This window comes from Streptomyces sp. NPDC007907 (genome assembly GCF_042959365.1).
In the GTDB taxonomy this organism is placed as follows: Bacteria; Actinomycetota; Actinomycetes; order Streptomycetales; family Streptomycetaceae; genus Streptomyces; species Streptomyces indiaensis.
Genome location: NZ_JBIBKR010000003.1, coordinates 342,843 through 362,190 on the forward strand (window position 1 = coordinate 342,843; position 19,348 = coordinate 362,190).

At 71.7% G+C, this 19,348-nt stretch carries 14 protein-coding genes and 1 pseudogene; 6 read left to right on the top strand and 9 right to left on the bottom strand.

Annotated elements, in window-relative coordinates:
- Positions 1-43 precede the first annotated feature (43 nt).
- Both ACFZDI_RS12910 and ACFZDI_RS12915 read left to right on the top strand, forming a co-directional pair.
- Positions 44-1,513, top strand: coding sequence for an APC family permease (locus ACFZDI_RS12910; RefSeq protein ID WP_234848345.1), 1,470 nt, complete (start codon positions 44-46; stop codon positions 1,511-1,513).
- Between the two features lie 11 nt (positions 1,514-1,524).
- Entirely contained in the window at positions 1,525-2,493 is a 969-nt protein-coding gene (locus tag ACFZDI_RS12915; protein ID WP_234848346.1) for a hypothetical protein, read from the top strand.
- Between the two features lie 236 nt (positions 2,494-2,729).
- Here the strand turns inward: ACFZDI_RS12915 and prcB are convergent, their stop codons facing one another.
- The 4 genes from prcB to ACFZDI_RS12935 form a co-directional block, all read right to left on the bottom strand.
- Positions 2,730-3,578 (bottom strand): proteasome subunit beta, encoded by an 849-nt coding sequence (gene prcB, locus ACFZDI_RS12920; RefSeq protein WP_391251095.1) that lies wholly within the window; start codon positions 3,576-3,578, stop codon positions 2,730-2,732.
- Between the two features lie 76 nt (positions 3,579-3,654).
- Positions 3,655-5,133 (bottom strand): hypothetical protein, encoded by a 1,479-nt coding sequence (locus ACFZDI_RS12925; protein WP_391250053.1) that lies wholly within the window; start codon positions 5,131-5,133, stop codon positions 3,655-3,657.
- A gap of 103 nt (positions 5,134-5,236) precedes the next feature.
- A complete protein-coding gene (locus tag ACFZDI_RS12930) occupies positions 5,237-7,591 on the bottom strand; it encodes a glycosyl hydrolase family 65 protein (RefSeq protein ID WP_391250055.1) in 2,355 nt (784 codons plus the stop codon).
- Positions 7,588-8,325 (bottom strand): beta-phosphoglucomutase family hydrolase, encoded by a 738-nt coding sequence (locus ACFZDI_RS12935; protein WP_391250057.1) that lies wholly within the window; start codon positions 8,323-8,325, stop codon positions 7,588-7,590. Before ACFZDI_RS12935 ends, ACFZDI_RS12930 begins: the two co-directional genes overlap by 4 nt.
- Positions 8,326-8,441: 116 nt before the next feature.
- Between ACFZDI_RS12935 and ACFZDI_RS12940 the strand changes: the two genes are divergently transcribed.
- Both ACFZDI_RS12940 and ACFZDI_RS12945 read left to right on the top strand, forming a co-directional pair.
- On the top strand, positions 8,442-9,098 hold the full coding sequence (locus ACFZDI_RS12940; RefSeq protein WP_391250059.1) for a nucleoside/nucleotide kinase family protein: 657 nt from the start codon (positions 8,442-8,444) through the stop codon (positions 9,096-9,098).
- A gap of 66 nt (positions 9,099-9,164) precedes the next feature.
- The gene (locus ACFZDI_RS12945) at positions 9,165-9,701 is read left to right on the top strand and encodes a GNAT family N-acetyltransferase (RefSeq protein ID WP_391250061.1); all 537 of its coding nucleotides are present in this window, start codon (positions 9,165-9,167) and stop codon (positions 9,699-9,701) included.
- 33 nt (positions 9,702-9,734) lie between these two features.
- On the opposite strand, the gene ACFZDI_RS12950 is transcribed toward ACFZDI_RS12945, so the two are convergent.
- The 5 genes from ACFZDI_RS12950 to ACFZDI_RS12970 form a co-directional block, all read right to left on the bottom strand.
- Positions 9,735-11,453, bottom strand: coding sequence for a hypothetical protein (locus tag ACFZDI_RS12950; RefSeq protein WP_391250063.1), 1,719 nt, complete (start codon positions 11,451-11,453; stop codon positions 9,735-9,737).
- A gap of 2 nt (positions 11,454-11,455) precedes the next feature.
- The gene (locus ACFZDI_RS12955; protein WP_391250065.1) at positions 11,456-12,358 is read right to left on the bottom strand and encodes an ABC transporter permease subunit; all 903 of its coding nucleotides are present in this window, start codon (positions 12,356-12,358) and stop codon (positions 11,456-11,458) included.
- Positions 12,355-13,266: an ABC transporter permease subunit gene (locus ACFZDI_RS12960; RefSeq protein ID WP_391250067.1), complete on the bottom strand. Its 912-nt coding sequence runs from the start codon at positions 13,264-13,266 to the stop codon at positions 12,355-12,357. Before ACFZDI_RS12960 ends, ACFZDI_RS12955 begins: the two co-directional genes overlap by 4 nt.
- A 121-nt stretch (positions 13,267-13,387) precedes the next feature.
- Positions 13,388-14,716 (bottom strand): extracellular solute-binding protein, encoded by a 1,329-nt coding sequence (locus ACFZDI_RS12965; RefSeq protein ID WP_391251096.1) that lies wholly within the window; start codon positions 14,714-14,716, stop codon positions 13,388-13,390.
- A gap of 274 nt (positions 14,717-14,990) precedes the next feature.
- The gene (locus ACFZDI_RS12970; protein ID WP_391250069.1) at positions 14,991-16,124 is read right to left on the bottom strand and encodes an ROK family protein; all 1,134 of its coding nucleotides are present in this window, start codon (positions 16,122-16,124) and stop codon (positions 14,991-14,993) included.
- 271 nt (positions 16,125-16,395) lie between these two features.
- Between ACFZDI_RS12970 and ACFZDI_RS12975 the strand changes: the two genes are divergently transcribed.
- Together ACFZDI_RS12975 and ACFZDI_RS12980 are read left to right on the top strand one after the other, a co-directional pair.
- On the top strand, positions 16,396-17,295 hold the full coding sequence (locus ACFZDI_RS12975) for a BadF/BadG/BcrA/BcrD ATPase family protein (RefSeq protein ID WP_391250071.1): 900 nt from the start codon (positions 16,396-16,398) through the stop codon (positions 17,293-17,295).
- A gap of 139 nt (positions 17,296-17,434) precedes the next feature.
- Positions 17,435-19,344, top strand: a pseudogene (locus tag ACFZDI_RS12980) (phosphatase PAP2 family protein).
- Positions 19,345-19,348: the final 4 nt, after the last annotated feature.

Below are 19,348 nucleotides of genomic sequence, written 5' to 3' on the forward strand. Positions count from 1 at the left end.
GCCTGCCCGCCTCCGGTCGCGCACAAGTGAAAGCAGCGCATCCATGAGCTACAGCAGGGGCAGAGGACTACAGGCCAACGTCCTCGGCACGTTCGACACCGTGGTGATGGCGGTCGCCGGCAGCGCACCGGCGTATTCGCTGGCCGCGACCACCGCCGTCCTGGTCGGCGCGGTGGGGCTGGCGAGTCCGGCCGCCCTGCTGTACTGCGCGATTCCCATGCTGGGCATCGCGCTGGCGTTCAGCTACCTCGGCCGGATCGATGTGAACGCGGGCGCCAGTTACTCGTGGGTGGGGCGCACGCTCCACCCGTTCCTGGGGTTCATCAGCGGCTGGGCGCTGGTGATCTCGGCGACGATCTTCATGGTGGCCGGGTCGCTGCCCGCCGGATCGATGACGCTCGCGCTCTTCGACGAAGGCCTCGCGGACGACACCGCGCTGTCGACGCTGGTCGGTGCGGCCTGGTTCGTCATCATGCTCTGCGTGGTGCTCGGCGGTGCCCGGCTGACGGTCCGCGCCCAGCTGGTCATGTCCGGTGTCGAGCTGCTCATCCTGGCGCTGTTCGCGGTGCTCGCCCTCTTCCACACGGGCAGCGCCCGCTCCTTCGACTGGACCTGGCTCGGCTTCTCCCACTTCGACGGCATGGCCGGTTTCGCCTCGGGCGCGCTCATCGCCGCGTTCTACTACTGGGGCTGGGACGTCACCAGCAACCTCAGCGAGGAGACCCGCAACAGCCGCCGCACGACGGGCCTCGCGGGCCTGATCGGGGTGGGCATCGTCTTCCTGCTGTTCGAGGTGTTCACCATCGCCGTGAACGTGATCCTGTCCTCGAAGCAGATCGAGGAGAACGACGCGAACGTGCTGGCGGTGCTCGGCGAGGAGGTCTGGCCGGGCTGGGGCGGCAAGCTGCTGATCGTGGCGGTGATGCTGTCCACCATCGCCACGCTGGAGACGACGCTGATCCAGGTGACGCGCTCGCTGTTCGCGATGGGCCGGGACCGCACGATGCCGTCGGCGCTGGGCCGCGTGCACCGCCGGTGGAACACGCCCTGGGTGGCGATCGTGGTGGTCGGGTCGGTGGCGCTGGCGATGTTCGTCGCCTCCAATGCCCTGGGGTCGGTGGGCGAGATCCTCTCCGACGCCATCTCGGCGATCGGCCTGCAGATCGCCGTCTACTACGGTCTCGCGGGGCTCGCGGTGGTCGTCGCATACCGGAAGACGCTGCTGAAGTCCCCCGCCCACTTCGTCTTCGGCGGTCTGTGGCCGCTGTGCGGTGCCCTGTTCATGTTCTGGGTGTTCGTCGAGTCGCTGGGTGAGCTGAGCGGCGCCGCGATCGCGATCGGCATCGGCGGGCTCGCGGCCGGACTGGTACCGATGCTCTGGTACTGGAGGCAGGGCAGCGACTACTACCGGCCCGCGAAACTCGACGCCTCGCGGGCGGTCGAGACGGACTACGTCCCTGACGAACGGGACGCGCACGTCCGGGTCCACGAAGGTCTGTCCACCGACTTCTGAGGGGCACGTCGATGGCACGCGGGCTCAGACGCGGTTTCACTCCCGACTTCGACCCCGACTGCGGGGACACCGAGCTCACCACCGCCCGCCAGGACGTCGTGATCGGCCGCTGGCAGGGACTGCGGGACCTGCTGGCCGGCACCGGCCGCGACTGGGTGGCCCGTGGGCACCGGATCCGGCAGCTCGCGCAGGTGTGCGCGGGCAGTTCGACGGTGGAGTCGTGGCTCTCGGCCGATCCGCACAGCGCGGACGCGCTGGTGCTGCGGGCGGCGACGGAGACGGCCCGCACCTTCAACGTGGCCATCGCGGCGGGGCGGGGCGTGCCGATCGACCAGCAGCGCGTGGACGCCGCGGTGCTGGCGTGCCTGACGGCGGCGGAGGCGTACCCGGAGGATCCGACCCCCTGGGTGTCGCTGATCTCGGTGGCCCGCCTGTACCCGACCGGCGTGCGCCGACAGGAACTGGGGCGCTGGTGGGACGAGTTGCACGGGCGGGACCCGTACAGCGTCGAGGGGCACCTCCAGGTGCTGCACTACTACTCGGCGCGCTGGCACGGCACCCACGGCCTGATGTACGACTTCGCCCGGGACGCCGCCGGAGTGGCGCCCCCGGGCTGTTCGCTGCCGGTGCTGGTGCAGTACGCCCGGGTAGAGGAGTACCGCTTCGCCCTGGACGCGGCACAGGGCAGGCACTCCGCCGTCGGCCTCTCACAGCACTGGAATCACGACGGCGCGACGAGCGACCTGCGGCGGACCTGGCAGCGCTGGGTGATGGGCCGGAGGGAGACCGGCATCGCGCCCGGCGAACTCCGCGACTTCAACTACCTGGCCCACGCGGCCTGTTCCGCGGGCGCCACGGACATCGCGGGTGTCCTGCTGGGCATGCTGGGCTCCCGTGCGACCCGCACTCCCTGGTCGTACACGGGCGACGCGGAGAAACAGATCATCAAGTGGCGCAAGGAGCTGCGGCCGGGGGCGTGAGCGTGCGCCAGGATGACGGCTGCCATCCCCCCGGCCCTGGTCCACTGGGCGGGGAGGTGCGGAGTGGACTCAGGGGCGGCCGTCATCGGGGGGAAGGTCTTTCCGTGGGACGGGCGGCCGCGGTGGCAGCCTCCCGCCATCATTGGGCACCTGCAATCAATGTGCAGTAAAGCCCGTGACAGGTCTTGCCCATGGAACCGAAAACTCCGCCGGCCGGCGGATGGAGCCGTCCGCTGTCAGACCTCGGCGTTCGGTCCGTCCGGCCGGGTGCGGCGGCGCTCGACCATCTCCCGGCTGAGCCCCTCCGTCTCCGCCTCGGACAGCCGCTCGAAGCCGCCCTCGGTGATGACCGAGACGACCGGGTAGATACGGCGGGTGAGGTCGGGGCCGCCGGTGGCGGAGTCGTCGTCGGCCGCGTCGTACAGCGCCTGCAGGGCCGTCAGGGCCGCCTCGCGGCGCGTCATGCCGGGGCGGAACAGCTTCTTCAACGCGCCCCGGGCATACGGCGATCCGGAGCCCTCCGCGTGGAAGCCGGACTTCTCGTAGCGGCCGCCGACGACGTCGAAGGAGAAGATACGGCCGTTTGCGCCCTCAGGGGCGTCGGGGTCGTACCCGGCGAGCAGCGGGACGACGGCGAGGCCCTGCATGGCCTGGCCCAGGTTGTTCCGGATCAGGGTGGCCAGCCGGGTCGCCTTCCCGGAGAGGGTCATGGGGATGCCCTCGATCTTCTCGAAGTGCGCCAGCTCGACCTGATACAGCTTCACCATGTCCACCGCGAGCCCAACCGTGCCCGCGAAGGCCACCGCGCAGTGGTCGTCCGCGGCGTGCACCTTCTCCAGGTCGCGCTGGGCGATGAGGTTGCCCATCGTGGCCCGCCGGTCGCCCGCGATGAGCACGCCCTCCCGGTAGGTGAGGGCCAGCACCGTCGTGCCGTGCGGGGCGCCCTCGGCGCGGACGCCGTCCGGGAGGACGCGCCGGGTGCTCAGCAGTTCGGGCCGGTGGGCCGCCAGGAACTCCGAGAAGGACGAGCAGCCGGGAGTGAAGAACTCCTCCCCCAGTCTGCCCTCGTGCTCGCTCGCCGCCATGCCGTTCCCCCCCTCGATCGTGACCGTCAACCGACTCCTACCTGAGCCGGACGGGCGGGAAACGCAGTACGGGGTCTCAGGGGCCGGGTGCGACGCGGACGTCCAGGTCCGAGATGCGGTGGACGGGCCAGGAACGGGCGTAACGGGCCGGGGCGTCGCCGGCCGCCGCGAGGTGGGCGACCGGGAGGCGGTCCGCGGTGCGCAGGACGCCGGCGACCGTCATGTTCTCGTTGTTCCCGGACGTCGCCCCCGAGGAGCAGCCGGTGTAGTAGGCGAGGGGGATGGCTTCGTGGCCGGTGAGCAGGCAGGGCGGGCGGACGCCGAGCCGGTGCAGGGTGTCCGCGGTGCGCGCCCAGTCGCGGCGGCTCTCGGTGTTACGGGACACGGCACCGTCCAGCACGGCGAGCTGGGCCGCGAGATGCCCGGCCAGGGCGAGCGCGACAAGAGGGGCGGCCACCGGGCGCCATGCCCCGCCCGGGCTTCTGACCAGGTGCCACAGCGCGTCGGCGACCGGGATCGCGAGCAACGCGTAGGTGGGCTGGAGGAAGCGCGGGGCCGCGTAGCCGATCATGAAGAGGTACGGCAGGGCGGCGGTGGTCGCACAGGCCAGCGGCACCAGGGTCCGTTCCAGGCGGCGCGCCCGGGCTGCGACGACCAGCCCGAGCACGGCCAGGACGGGCAGGGCGAACCACCAGACGGTGACCAGGGGGCTGGGCATCGACCCGGTGCACGGCCGGCACAGGGCCCGGCCGCCCAGGCTGCGCAGCTGGTCGTCGACGGCGATCTGCCAGCCCAGTCCGCCCTGGATCCGGGACGCCTCCGCCAGCCGCGCCCCCAGGCCGCCGTGGCTCAGGTACGCCTCGATCACCCAGGGGACGGCGCCCGCCGCGAGGCCCGCCGCGAGCACGAGCAGCGGACGCCAGTGGCGGCGCACGAGGGCGAGGACGAGCAGCGGCACGGCCGCGTACACGGCGTCGGTGGGCCGCATCCACGCCATGAGCGCGCCGCCCGCCGCGAGACCCCACAGGGCCCTTGAGGAGCAGCGTTCCGCCCGCGCCCGCAGGAAGCAGCCGACGCCGATCAGGGCGCCGATCGCCACCCAGTAGTTGGGCATGGCCTGCGGACCGTAGAAGAGGGTCACCCACAGGGAGGCGAAGAGGGCCCCGGCGACGACCAGGACACGGGTGGGGAACAGCCCCCGCCAGGCACGCAGGGCCAGGTAGAGGGCGAGGCCGGACAGCAGGGCGAGGTAGACGCGCAGCAGCGGGACGGACGCCGACCAGGACGCGACCGGCGCGACCAGCAGCGAGACGCCGCGGGAGCGGGGGGCGCTGAAGAAGGCCGCGGGGTGGTGCGTGGTGACCTGGCTGACGTAGACGATCTCGTCCCAGCCCAGACCGAGGACGGGCCGGACGAGGACGAGTTGCGCGAGGGCGAAGACGGCGGCCAGGGCGGCGAGGGACGGCGTGCCGCGCTGACCGCGGAGGGCACGCGTCGTGGCCGCCTGGTCGCGTCCTCGCCTCCGTACGAGGATGGAGATCGCGCCGTCGGGCATGGTCCGCCCCTTCCCCGTCGATCGGAAATCCCGATCAAGCTAACCCGCGGGGCCGGGGGGTGCAGGGCGGAGCTGGGCCAAGTGCCTGACCCGCGGATGCGGGTCAGCGGGTGTGCGGGGCGCGGTGCGGCGGCTGGCTCGGGGCGGGGCGGTGGGTCAGCTCGGGGACGGGCCGGGAGACGGGGGCGTCCTCGCTCACCGTCAGTTCGCTCCCGTGGTGGTGGATGGTCAGGGGCTGTCCGGAGTTCAGGGTGTAGGTGGCCCGGTCGGCGGTCACCTCCACGCGCAGGCACCGGCCGAGGAAGCCCACGGTGAAGGCGAGCCGGCGGTAGCGCCCGGGGAGGCGGGGCGCGAACCGCAGGGCGCCGTCGCTGCAGCGCATGCCGCCGAACCCGGCGACCAGCGCCATCCAGGTGCCGGCCAGCGAGGCGATGTGCAGTCCGTCGCGGGTGTTGTGCTCCAGGTCGCCGAGGTCCATCAGCGCGGCCTCGGCCGTGTAGTCGGCGGCCAGGTCGAGATGGCCGGACCGGGCGGCCATGACGGCCTGGACGCAGGCGGACAGGGAGGAGTCGCGGACGGTCAGCGGCTCGTAGTAGGCGAAGTTGCGGGCGATCTGTTCCTCGTCGAAGAACTCCTCGAAGAAGGCGCCGCAGGTGTACATCGCCAGCACCAGGTCCGCCTGTTTGACGACCTGCTTGCGGTACAGGTCGAAGTAGGGGAAGTGCAGCATCAGGGGGTACTGGTCCGGGCCGGTGCGGTCGAAGTCCCAGCGCTGGTAGCGGGTGAAGCCCGAGTGCTGCTCGTGGACGCCGAGTTCGTCGTTGTAGGGGACGTTCATGGCCTCTGCGGCGGCCCGCCAGGCGGCCGTCTCCTCGTCGTCGGCGCCGAGCCGCGCGGCCTTGTCGGGATGGCGCTTGCAGACGTCGGCGGCGGCCAGCAGGTTCGCCCGGGCCATGAGGTTGGTGTACGTGTTGTCGTCGGCGATGGCGCTGTACTCGTCCGGTCCGGTGACGCCGTCGATGTGGAAGGTGCCCCGGTCGTCGTGGTGGCCGAGGGAGCGCCACAGGCGGGCGGTCTCCACGAGCAGCTCCACGCCGACCTCGCGTTCGAAGGTCTCGTCGCCGGTGACGGCCACGTAGCGGACGACGGCGTCGGCGATGTCGGCGCCCACGTGGAAGGCCGCCGTGCCGGCCGGCCAGTACGCGGAGCCCTCCGAGCCCTCGATGGTGCGCCACGGGAACGCGGCTCCGCGCAGGCCCAGTTGGGTCGCGCGTTCCCGGGCGGCGGGCAGGGTGTCGAGGCGCCAGCGCAGGGCCTCGGCGGCGGCCTTCGGCGCGGTGTAGGTCAGCAGCGGCAGCACGAACGCCTCGGAATCCCAGAAGGCGTGGCCGTCGTAGCCGGAGCCGGTGAGTCCCTTGGCAGGGATGGCACGCTGTTCGGCCCGGGCACCGGCCTGGAGGACGTGGAAGAGCGCGAAGCGGACGGCTTGCTGGATCTCCTCGTCGCCGTCGATCTCGACGTCGGCGCGCGCCCAGAAGTCGTCGAGGTACGCCTTCTGGTCCTGAAGGAGTCCCTGCCAGCCGCTGTGTCCGGCCGCGGCGAGGGCGGCCTCGACCTGGTCGCTCATCGCGGGCCGGGAGCGGACCGCGGACCAGCCGTGCGCGACCAGCTTCTCCACGCGCAGCCGCTCCCCCGGCTCCAGGACGGAGGTGATGGTCAGCCGGGCCACGTCCACGTTGCTCTCGCTGCTGGTGGTGGTCCGTTCGGGACCGGTGACGGTGTGGTCGGCGGCCACGGCGACCCTGAGGCCGCTGCGGCGGGTGCGGTGGACCAGCCGCAGCCTGCTGCCCTCGGCGAGGTCCTCCTCCGGCTCCAGCGGCGATTTCAGTGCCTTGGCGGCACGGGGATCGCCGTCCGGCTCGGGCAGGCTCTCGTTGGTGACGAGTTCCGACTGGACGACCACGCGGGTGCGGCTGTCGACCGGTTCCACCTCGTACGCCACGGCGGCTATCGCGCGCTGGGTGAGGGACACCAGCCGCGTGGAGCGCACCCGGACGGTCGAACCGGCCGGGCTGGTCCACTCGCAGACCCGTTCCAGGACGCCCCGCCGCAGGTCGAGCGTGCGCTCATGGGTGACGAGCCGACCGTAGCGCAGGTCGAACGGCTCGTCGTCGACCAGGAGGCGCACCACCTTGCCGTTGGTGACGTTGATGGAGGTCTGGCCGGACTCGGGGTAGCCGTAGCCGGCCTCGGCGTACGGCAGCGGGTGCAGTTCGTGGACGCCGTTGAGGTAGGAGCCGGGCAGGCCGTGCGGTTCGCCCTCGTCGAGGTTGCCGCGCCAGCCGACGTGCCCGTTGGACAGGGCGAAGACGGACTCGCTCTGCGCGAGGACGTCGAGGTTGAGTTCCCTCTCTCGGACGGTCCAGGGCTCGACGTCGTACGCCCGCTGTGTGATCACTGCGTGTCCCCCAGTTCGGCGAGGTCCTGCACGACGATGTCCGCGCCGTGCCGGTACAGCGCGTCGGTCTGCCCGACCCGGTCGACTCCGACGACGTATCCGAACCGGCCCGCGCGGCCCGCGTCCATGCCGGCCAGGGCGTCCTCGAAGACGGCCGCCTCGGAGGGTTCGACGCCGAGGTCCTCGGCGGCGGCCAGGAAGGTGTCGGGGTGCGGCTTGCCGGGCAGCTTGCGCTCGGCGGCGACGACGCCGTCGATGCGTACGTCGAAGAAGTGCTCGGCGCCGATCGAGCGGAGCACGTCGCGGCAGTTGGCGCTGGAGGAGACGATGGCGGTGCTCAGTCCGTGGGCGCGGACGGCCTCCAGGTAGCGCAGGGTGCCGTCGTAGGCCTCCACGCCGTCGGTGCGGATCTTCTCGAGGACCAGCTCGTTCTTGCGGTTGCCCAGGCCGTGCACGGTCTCGGCGCCCGGCGGGTCGTCGGGGTCGCCGTCGGGCAGGTCGATGCCGCGGGAGGCGAGGAACGTGCGCACGCCGTCGGCGCGTGGCCGCCCGTCGACGTACTCGTCGTAGTCCGCCGCGTCGAACGGCCGGAAGTCCGCGCCGTCGCGCTCGCGCAGGAAGGCGTCGAACATCTCCTTCCAGGCGGCCGCGTGCACGACGGCTGTCTTGGTGACGACGCCGTCGAGGTCGAACAGACAGGCGTGGATGCTTTCGGGAAGACCGAGCTGCGTCATACAGGACCGGTTCCCCCTGCGGAGATGTTCCAGTGAGTGGCGCACGCCACATGCCGGGGGCGCGAGGGGGCGGGACGTCCGGCGTGCGAGCAGGGCCAGGGTGACAGACTCTCCCTGTGCCGCTCACCTTCGACGACCTCCTTCACCGCGCCCGTGCGCTCCCCCGGGACGGCGGCCGTGCGATCCTCGGGATCGCGGGCAGTCCCGGCTCCGGAAAGTCGACGCTCGCCGAGCACCTGGTGCGGGAGTTGAACGGCACGGGTGACCCCTGGGTCGCGCACGTCCCCATGGACGGCTTCCACCTCGCCGACGCCGAGCTGGAGCGCCTCGGCCTCCGGGACCGCAAGGGAGCACCCGAGACGTTCGACGTGGCGGGGTACGCGGCCCTGCTGCGGCGGCTGCGCGACGAGCCCGGCGACGACGTCGTCTACGCGCCCGGCTTCGAACGGGTCCTGGAGCAGCCGATCGCGGGTGCCATCCCGGTGCCGCCGAGCGCCCGACTGGTCGTCACCGAGGGCAACTACCTTCTCCTGCACACCGGTTCCTGGCCGCGCGTGCGTTCCCTCCTCGACGAGGTGTGGTTCTGCGAGCTGCCCGAGGGCGAGCGTGTCCGCCGCCTGGTCGCCCGCCACGAGCGGTTCGGCAAGACGCACGAGGAGGCGGTGGCGTGGGTGTCCCGCTCGGACGAGCGCAACGCCGAGCTGGTCGCGACGACCCGGGGGCGGGCGGACCTGGTGGTGCCGGAGCCGGCGATGCCGTGCCAGCGGGCCTGACGACCCGTCGGGCGTGCACGCAGGCCGGCTCCGTGCGCCGTTCTGCCATGGGGCATGATCTGCCGCATGATCCGATCCGCCACCCTGGACGACATCTCCGAGATCCGCGCGATGATCCGCGAACTCGCCGCGTACGAAAGGGCGGAGGAGCAGGCCCGGGCCACCGGGGAGCAGCTGCGCGAGGCTCTGTTCGGTGAGCACCCCGCGGCCGTCGCCCTGATCGCCGAGGACGACGGCACGGGTGAGGTGGTGGGCTACGCCCTGTGGTTCCCGCGCTTCTCGACCTGGACGGGCACCCGCGGCATGCACCTGGAGGACCTCTACGTCCGTCCGCACGCCCGGGGCGCGGGCCACGGCAAGGCTCTGCTCGCCGCCCTCGCGGCCACGTGCCGGCGCAACGGTTACGACCGCTTCGAGTGGTGGGTCCTGGCCTGGAACACTCCGACGATCGACTTCTACACGTCGCTCGGGGTCGAGCTCCTGGAGGAGTGGAAGGTGTGCAGGCTGAGCGGTGATCCCCTCAGGGAGCTCGCGGCCCAGGCACCGCCCGTCCGGACCCGGGCCGCCGACCCGCAGGAGCGGCACGCGCGCCACCCCCGGTGACGTCCGGCGTGGCCGCCGCGTGGGCCGTCCGTGTCACGCGGCGGGTGCGGCCCGGTGGGCGCGCAGGGCGAGAGTCAGCGTCTGCGGGCCGTGTCCACCGAGGTAGACGCGGTTCCCCGTCGTCGCGTCGGTGCCGCCGACCACCGCGTAGTCCTGTCCGGGGTCGTACCCCAGCAGGTCGCTGCGGTCCGGTCCGGCCAGCGGTTCGCCCGCCTCGACGTCGGCCTCGATGCTGATCTCGTCGTCACCGACCCGGTAGGTCACCGGCCCGGTCGTCAGGCACCAGCGCCCCTCGCCGAGCGGCGCGGCGCCCTCGGGTACGCCACCGGGCCGGAAGGTCAGTTCGAGGGCCCAGGGCACCCGTGGTCCGCTGAGGCCGATCCGCAGGTCGGCGCCGTCCTCCCGCAGGTCCACCTCGACGCGGGTGGTGTGGGAGATCTCGTCCCGGGGCCGGTCCGCGAAGGACATCGCAGCGCAGAAGCGTCCCTCGTCCGTCACGCGGTACGCGGCGTCGTCCCGCCGCAGCTGCAGGGGCAGCGGCTGGTAGTAGGCGGCCGTGAGGGTCTCGGTCAGCCGGTACCGGTGGTCGGCGGGCCGCTGCACCTCGGCGGCGCGGAACGGGCCCAGGTCGAAGAATCCCCGGGAGAGGCGGACCGCGTCGAGGACCGCGTCGCCGGCGAACAGGCGCATGAAGGTGGGATTGCAGGCGAGGCCCGAGCGGATGCGCCGGTGCGCGGGCACGTCGGAGCCGCCGTACACCACCGTGTGCGCGGTGGCCGAGGCGCGTACGGCGAGGCGCGCGGTGGTGAAGTACCGCTCGCGGGGCGGTGTCCGGGCGGCGGGGGCCGGCAGCGGGTGGCACAGGTCGGGGGTGAGGAGGGTCCCGGCGAGCAGGTCGGGGTCGTCGATGCCGCCGGCCGCCGCCAGCCGCGCGGCCCGGCTGAAGTCGCCCCGGCCGGTGCGGATCGCCAGCAGCCGGTAGTGCGGCAGGTAGGGCGCCAGCGGGAACGGCCGGTGCTGGTCCTGCCGTCGCGACAGGAGGGTCTCCACCGTGCCGTCCGGCGCGATGAGGTCCAGGGTCGCGGCGAGATTGCGTTCGACGGCGTCCCGCAGGTCGGCGCGGTCGAGCACGTCGGCGAGCAGCAGCAGCGACGGGTTGGACACATGGGCGGCGTAGTTGGCGCTGCGCTCCGAGTACAGGCCCTCCGCGTCGATGTCGACGCCCTCCGAGAGCCACTCCTCGACGCGGTCGCGGAGCCGGTCGTCGGGGAACGACCGGTGCAGCCGGGCCAGCGCCGCGCACAGCTCCCAGCGGTGGTTCGGGGTGTGCACGCCGCCGGTCAGGAGACTGCCCGAGGCGGCGCGGGCGATCTCGGCGAGGGCGGCCGTGACGTCGCGCAGTTCCGGGCCCGCGCCGGCGGCCAGCACATGCGCGTCACACACGTCGTTGACGGTGAACGCGGAGTCCGGCGGGGACTGCACGTTGTCACCGCCGGCGAACAGGCCGGTGGCGGTCTGCGCGGCCCGCAGGGCGCGCAGATGGGTCGTCGCGGCGGCGACGGCCCGCGCGCTGCCGTGCAGGGCCGAGTCCGGGGACCGGTAGGCCGCGATCAGCGTCTTCACCCGGCGGGCCAGGGTGCGGTGGGCCAGGCCTGCGGGTTCCGCGTCGGACGCGGCTGCCAGCGGGGCGGCCTCCCGGTCGGCGGCACCGGCCACCGCACGGAGGAACTCGTGGTCGAGCGGGGTGGGCAAGGTCAGTCCTTCAGTCCGGCGTTGATGTCGGCGCCCATGACGTAGCGCTGGAAGACCAGGAAGATGGCGATCAGGGGGATCATGGAGATGACCGATGCGCCGAGCAGTACCGACCAGTTGATGTTCTGCGCGCCGACGATGCTCTGGATGCCGATCTGCACGGTGAACTTCTCGGGGTCGTTGAGCATCAGCAGCGGCCAGATGTAGTCGTTCCAGCGCCACTGGAAGGACAGGATGGCGAGGGTCAGCATGATGGGCCGGGAGAGCGGCACCATGATCCGCAGGAAGATCGACAGCTCCTTGGCGCCGTCGATGCGTGCGGCCTCCACGAGTTCGTCGGGCACCGTCAGGAAGAACTGGCGGAACATGAAGCATCCGGTCGCGGTGAGCACGGCCGGGAGGATGATGCCGGCGAACGAGTTGTAGAGGCCGAGGTTGCGGACCACCAGGAACTCCGGGGCGAGCATGACCTCGGACGGCAGCATCGTGGTGGCCAGGATGCAGATGAAGAAGACCTTGAGCCACCTGTTGTCGTACTTGGCCAGCGCGTACCCGGTGCAGCAGCTGACCCCCACCGTGAGGATCGTCGTGATCACACACACGATGGCCGTGTTGATGAAGTACTGGGAGAAGTTGGCACTGTCCCACGCCGCCTTGAACCCCGACAGCGTGGGGTTGTGCGGGACCAGCGTCAGCGGATAGGAGAACAGGTCGCTGGACGGCTTGAGGGAGCTGAGGATGAACCACAGCACCGGCAGACCGTACAGGCACGCCAGGATCCAGAGCAGGGTCGTCGCGGGCACCGCCCGCCGCAGCCCGCCGGTGGCCGGGTTGCGGGGCCTCTTCCCGGCCACGGGCTGTTCGGCGTCGGCGTCGAGCGGGCGTGGCATGTCTGTGGTTGTCATCGGTTCTCCACCCGCCGGTTGACGATCAGCTGGATGATCGCGACGGCCATCAGGATGAGCATGAGCACGAACGACGCGGCGCTCGCGTAGCCGATCTGGCCCCGTTTGAAGCCGGTCTCGTAGATGTACTGGACCAGCAGGTTGTTCGACGTTCCGGGTCCGCCGTTGTTGAGGGCGACGAACACCGGGTATTCCTTCATGGCGTTGATCGTGTTGAGCAGGATGACGATGAACGAGGTGGGCGCGATGCTCGGCAGCGTGATGCTGACGAACTTGCGCCACGAACCGGCGCCGTCGAGCTCGGCCGCCTCGTAGTACGACACCGGGACGTTCTTGATCGCCGCGATGAACAGCAGCATCGTGAAGCCCGTCCACGCCCAGGCCGCCGCCATCACCACCACCAGCAGCGACAGGTCCGCGTTCGACTGCCACGGGACGGCCCCGCCGCCGAACTTCTCGATGACGTAGTTGACCAGCCCGAAGTTCTCACCGAACAGCCACCGCCACAGGACGCCGACGACGATGGGCGACAGCAGCCACGGTATGAAGAAGATGACTCGGGCGACCGACGAGCCCTTGGCGTGCTTGTTCACCACCAGGTTGGCGGCGAGCAGCGAGAGCGCGAAGTTCAGCGGGACGAACAGGACGGTGTACAGCAGGGTCCGGCTCAGCGCGTCGTAGAACGTGGAGTCCCCGAACAGGTTGTGGTAGTTGTCCAGTCCGACCCACTGGAACACCCCCACGCCCGTGTAGTTCGTGAAGGAGTAGAGGAGCCCGATCACCGCCGGCCAGACGAAGAACAACGCGAAGAGCACGACGTTGGCCGCGATGAGGACGAGCGGCGCAAGGGTGTACTTACTGCCTCTCCTGGGCGGGCTCGCGGACACGTCCGAGGCGCGTTTTGTCATCTTCCTGACTCCGTGCTGGTGGAAGGGTTTGCAGGCGGGCTCACCCATGAGCCCGGAATCGCGGGGCGCGTCCAGCGCCGGGCGGCAGCGGTGTGTCACGCCCGCCGCCCGGCCCCGCGGCCTACGATCCGCCGCCGACCTGCTGGTTGTAGCCGGCCACGATGTTCTCCAGGGCCTTGCCGGGCGACTGCTGGCCGTTGATCGCCTTGCCGAGCTCCGTCTTGGTCGGGTCCTCGGTGAGGCTCTTGCCGTTCAGCACCCACCGCGTCTGCGCGCTGTTGAAGTAGCCGGAGATCGGGGCGTACAGCGGGATCGACTCGTTGTACAGCTTGAACGCCGCCTGTGCCGCCTCGGAGGTGAAGGGGTACTTGGGGTTCAGACCGTTCTCGACCGGCAGGAATCCGGAGGCCTCGCACAGCACGCGGTAGTGGTCGGGCTCGTAGATCCAGGACAGGAACTTCTTCGCGGCGGTGGCCGCGTCACCGTTGTTGTTGAAGCCGACCATCATGCCGCCGCTGTTGACGTCACTGGCCTGTACCGGCTGGGCGGGAGTGGGGACGCTGGCCCAGTCGAACTTCTTGATGCTCTCGGAGAAGGCGGCGATCTGCCACACGCCGGACCAGTAGGCGACCACGTCACCGCTCTGGAACATGGCGGACGGGTCGGCGCCGCTGGTCCACACCGACTTCGGCATGGTCTTGTTGTCGTTCCATCCGACGAAGGTGTTCACGGCCTTCTTGGTCGCCGCGTCCACCGAGAATGTGCCGGAGGAGTCCGCGTGGACGTACTTCCCGCCCATCTCGTAGACCATGGCGCGCAGCCGGGACGGCGACTGGTCGAAGGTCAGGGAGTACTTGGCGCCGGTCTTCTCACGGACCTTGTTCGCCGCCTTGATGAACTCGGTCCAGGTCCAGGTCTTCTGCGGCGAGGTCGGGAAGGAGACGCCGGCCTTCTTGAACAGCGTCTTGTTGATGAACAGGCCCGACGCGGTGACGTCCGAGGGAATGGACAGCACCTTCCCGGACGAGTCCTTGGCCAGGAAGTTTGCGTTGATCTTGTTGCTCTTCCTGTCGGCTATGGAGCTGAGGTCGATCAGCTTGCTCGACCAGATCGGGTCCAGCGCCGGCACGGCCGCAACGTCGGGCAGGGAGTTCGCCTGGGCGGCGTTGTGCAGCTTCGTCGGGTATCCGTCGTAGGGGATGTTGACGAGCTTGACGGTGACGCCGGTGTCCTTCTTGTACTGCGACACCATCTTCTTCCAGCCCGCGTCCTGCCCAGGGACCGTGGAGATCCAGAACGTCAGCGACTTGGAGGTACCGCCCGAGTCGGAACCCGACCCGCAGGCGGAGAGCAGCAGAGCACCTGCCGTGGCCACGGCAGCGAGAGGAACCACGCGGCGTATACCACCGCGGCCGAGTCGGCGGGAGCGCCGCACACCCACACTGATCATCTTCGATCCCTTTTCTTCGTAGCGGAAGAAGCACGGCGCCAGCCGAGGCGGCACGGGTGCATTTTGCAGGAAATTTCGCTTTCCGGAGGCACGGCCTCGCCCGGCCGCGTCGCCTTGACGGGTGGGGTCCCCGGCCCTGTCGGCCGGCGTCGCACAAGCACGCCCTCGTGCGTCTGCCGTACGTCGTGTGCGGGCGGAAGGCTCACCCGGAGTCGGCGTCCCGGCCGACTCAGAAAGCGCTTGTCCGGACATTGGCAGATCGAGTTGGAAGCCGTCAATCCTTGGTCTCCGCGACCTGGGTCACGGTTTGGACTCCTCGGGAAACCGCCAGGCGGGCGGCCCCGACGACGGTCCCGAGATCGCCGACCGTGCTGCTGACGACTTCGGTGGGCCAGCTCAGCCGGGCGAGTTCTGCCCGGACCCCGTGCAGGAGCTGTGGGTACGCGCCGGTGCTGCCGCCCAGCACGACCAGCCCCGGGTCCAGTACGGCCGTCACGGCGGCGGCCAGCCGGCCCACGTCCACGGCATGACGGTCGACGACGGCACGGGCGGCGGCACGGCCCTGCTCGGCGAGGGCGAAGAGCTCCTCGGCGGTGGCCGGGCACGGCCCGTCGCCGTCCGGCCAGGCCTCGGCCGCGCGCCGCAGCAGTGACTGCGCCCCGATGTACTCCTCCAGGCCCTCGTGGCGGGGTTCCCGGTCGTCGTCCCACGGGTAGGGCAGCCGGGCCAGCTCACCCGCGGCGCCGTTCGCTCCGCGCAGCACCTGGCCGCCGACGACGATGCCGAGGCCGATACCGACGCCGATGCGCAGGTAGCCGAAAGTGTTCCGGCCCTGGGCGGCCCCTTCGTGCAGTTCGGCGAGGGCGGCGCAGTTGACGTTGTTCTCGAGGTGGACGGGGACGCCCGGCGGCAGCGCGACGGCCACCGCGTCGAAGACGGGTCCGGCCTTGGCGGTCGCCGGTCGCACCCCCGCGCCCTCCGCGCGCGGCGCGGTGACGTCACCGACGGCGACGACGATGGTCCGCAGCGGGGCGTCGGCAGGCAGCGCACCGAGCGCCTCGCGCACGACGTCGGCGGCGTCCGCCCGGGAGCCGGCGGCTTCGGCGAGCAGCGTGCCGTCCAGCGCGCAGCCCCGGACCCGGGTGACGGCAGGGCCGAGGTCGACGGCGAGCACGGCCCCCGCAGCCGGCCCGAGGCGGTAGACGGCGGCGTTGCGTCCCGTGCCGCTGGAGGCCGTGCCCGAGTGGGCGGCGAGCCGGACGCCCTCCAGTTCCGCGACGGCCGAGGACACCGTCGGCTTGGACAGGCCCGCGAGGCTCGCGAGCTGCGGCCGGGTGGCCCGGCCCGCGTCGGCCAGGACGGCGAACACCGCACCGGCGCTCTCGGTCAGACGGGGGGCTCTTGCCACGTCAGGTTCCAACAGTTCCCCCAACGGGTGACGGGCCGCGCTCCCGGATCGATCGTCTCGGATCGTCACGGGTCGTCTCCACGGAGGCGGCGAAGGGATGGCTCTTGACGCACTCTACTTCGTTAGTTAACTTCCTAACGAACGTCACGGTACTCGCCTGCCGTGCACCGCCAGAAGCCCGTCCCGGGGCTTCCCTAGTCCTTCAACTGCCCCTCATCCAGGCACGGTTCGCCCGCCGTCGCAGCAACAGCGCAACGACGAAAGAGGTTCCGTGCAGGACTTCGCGCCCCTTGTGGTCGGCATCGACGTGGGCGGCACCAAGACGCATCTGCGCGCGCTCGCGGGCGAGGCCCCCGTGGCCGACCACATCCGTACCAGCGCCGGCTGGCGGCCGCACGACCCGGTGGCCGCAGCCCGGTGGCTGGCCGCGCTGGTCACCGACGTGCTCCCGGCGGGCGCCCGCCCCTCCTCCGTGGCCATCGGCGGGCACGCCTGTGAGACCCCCCGCCAGTGCGAGCGGATACGCGCCGCGCTCCGGGAGTACGTCGACGCGCCCGCCCTGGTGGTGGGCGACGCGCAGCTCCTCGTCCCCGCCGCCGGACTGGACAAGGGCGTCGGCCTGGTCGCCGGTACCGGCTCGGTGGCGGTGGGGCGGCTGCCCGACGGCACCGCCGTCCAGGTGGGCGGCTGGGGCGCGGCCCTCGGCGACGAGGGCGGCGCCGCCGGTCTCGTCCGGGAGGCGGCACGGGCCGTGTGGGCGGCCCACGACCGCGGGGAAGGGCCCGACGCGCTCGCGCTCGGGCTCATCGCCTCGCTCGACGTACCCGAAGTGCCCGCGCTCGGCGCGGCCCTGGAGCGGGCCACGGACGTCTCCGCCGAGTGGGGCCGGCACGCCCCGGTCGTCTTCGCGGCAGCCACCCACGGCTCCGCGCTCGCCCGGACCGTGATCGACGAGGCCGGTGGGGCGCTCGCCCTGCTGGTCCACCGGCTCGCCGCCCGCGGGGTCGCCGTCGACGACGTGGTCGTCGCGGGCGGCACGGTGCTGTCCCAGCCCGGTCTGTACGACGCCTTCACCGACGCCCTGGCCGAAACGGTGCCCACGGCCCGCGCCAGGCCTCTGGAGGTGCCACCGGTCGAGGGCGCGGTGGCACTGGCGCGGTCGCTCCTGTGAGGCGGGGCGGCGCTTTCACCGGCGGGACAGGTCCCGGCCACCGAGCCCTCGGCGAGGGGACACCGCCCGGCTTTTGCATCACGCAAGACCGCACGACTTCCCCGGCCGCGTCGCCGAAGAACTGAAGAGAGGCACACCCATGCCGTCATCCGCCGGGCACCACTCCCCCACCCTGAACCGGAGGGGTTTCCTCAGAACGTCCCTGGGCGGCTCGGCCGCGCTGGTCGCCGCGCCGGCCTTCGTCGGGTGGCTGGGCGCCGCGGACGCGAAGGCCGCCACCACCCCCGCCGCGTTCGTCGACGACTACAAGACCAACCTCCTGACGAACCAGACCCCCGAGACCAACGCGGTCGTCCGGGCGCTGGTGGGCTTCGCCGAGATGTGGAAGACCGGCGACTGGAACACCGGCACACCGCTCATGCCGGAGATCCTGCGCGCCAACGTGCGCTACTGCGAGCGGATCACCGCCGAGCGCACCGACGCCGAGGCGAAGCAGGCCTTCGTCATCGACCGCCAGCATCAGAGCTACTCGATGATCGAGGGTCTCGGACCGCTCGCCGCGCTCTACACATCGGGCGCCAAGGCGGTCACGTCGATCACCGGCGCGCCGGAGGGCACACCGCCGGCCAAGGTGAACGACGCGGTGCCCGCCGGTGCCCCGGCCGGTTCCGCGCTGGGCGCCGGCTCGTACGACTCCGAACTCGGCCAGGTGGCACGGCTGGTGGACACCCTGCGCGGCAACTGGGCCTCCGGCAACCCGGCCAAGCTCGCCTACCAGTACCCGCGCCCCTGGCGGATGAACGAGGACAGCGAGGTCGTCGACACCGGCCGGACCGACGAGTTCGGCTTCCCGGTGTACGAGTCGAAGGTCGTCGTCGCCCCGCAACTGCTGCGCCAGCGCGGCGACAAGCCCGCCGAGGACGGCGGTTTCCCCAGCGGCCACACCAACGCCCTGCACCTGGCGTCGCTGGCCTACGCGTACGCGGTGCCGGAGCGTTTCCAGGAGCTGGTGACGCGCGCCCTGGAGCTCGCCCACACCCGGATCGTCGCGGGCATGCACTCCCCCGTAGACGTACTCGGCGGCCGGATCATGGCCACCGCCCTGGCCGCCGCGACCCTCGCGGACCCGGCGAACGCCGGCCTCAAGCAAGCGGCCCGGGCACAGGCCCTGGCCTACTTCACGCGGCAGACCGGCACCACGCCCGACTCCCTGTACGCGTACGCGCACTCCGCGGACACCGGCACCGACCCCTACGCCGACCGGGACGCCAACGCCCGTGCGGTGCGGCCCAGTACATCCTGCCCCGCCGCGGCCGCAAGGACCCGCTCACGGTGCCGAAGGGTGCGGAGGTGCTGCTGGAGACGCGGCTGCCGTACCTGAGCGCGGACCAGCGGCGCGAGGTGCTGCGCACGACCGCACTGCCCTCCGGGTACGTCCTGCTGGACGGCTTCGAGCAGTGGGGCCGGCTGAACCTGTTCGCCGCGGCCGACGGCTACGGAGCCTTCGAGCGGGACGTCACCGTGACGCTGGACGCGACGGCCGGGGGCTTCCACGGGGCCGACAGCTGGCGCAACGACATCCAAGGCGACGGCGGGCTGACCAAGCGCGGCTCGGGCACGCTCACCCTGACGGGCCACAACGGCTACCACGGCGGAACCACCCTGGAAGGCGGGACCCTGGTGGCCGCGTCGCCGCGCGCCCTGGGCGAGGGCGACGTCCGCGTCTCGGGCGGCACACTCCGCGCGGACCGGGTGCTGCGGGTGCGCGGCTCCTACGTCCAGGAGGGCGACTCGACGCTGGACCTGCTGCTGCGCGGGGACCACGGCCCGGCGCTGACGGTGGGCCGGCGGGTGCTGCTGGGCCGGGGCAGTGTGCTGTCGCTGCGCCTCGACGCCGCGCGGCCACCCGTCTCGGGGACGACCGTGCCGGTGCTGTCGGCCTCGCAGGTGCGCGGCCGGTTCGACCGCGTCGAGCTGGACTCGAGGGCGCTGCGGGCCGTTGCCCTCTATGCAGCTGACGGTCTGTCGGTGCGGCTCGTGCGGCGGTAGCGCT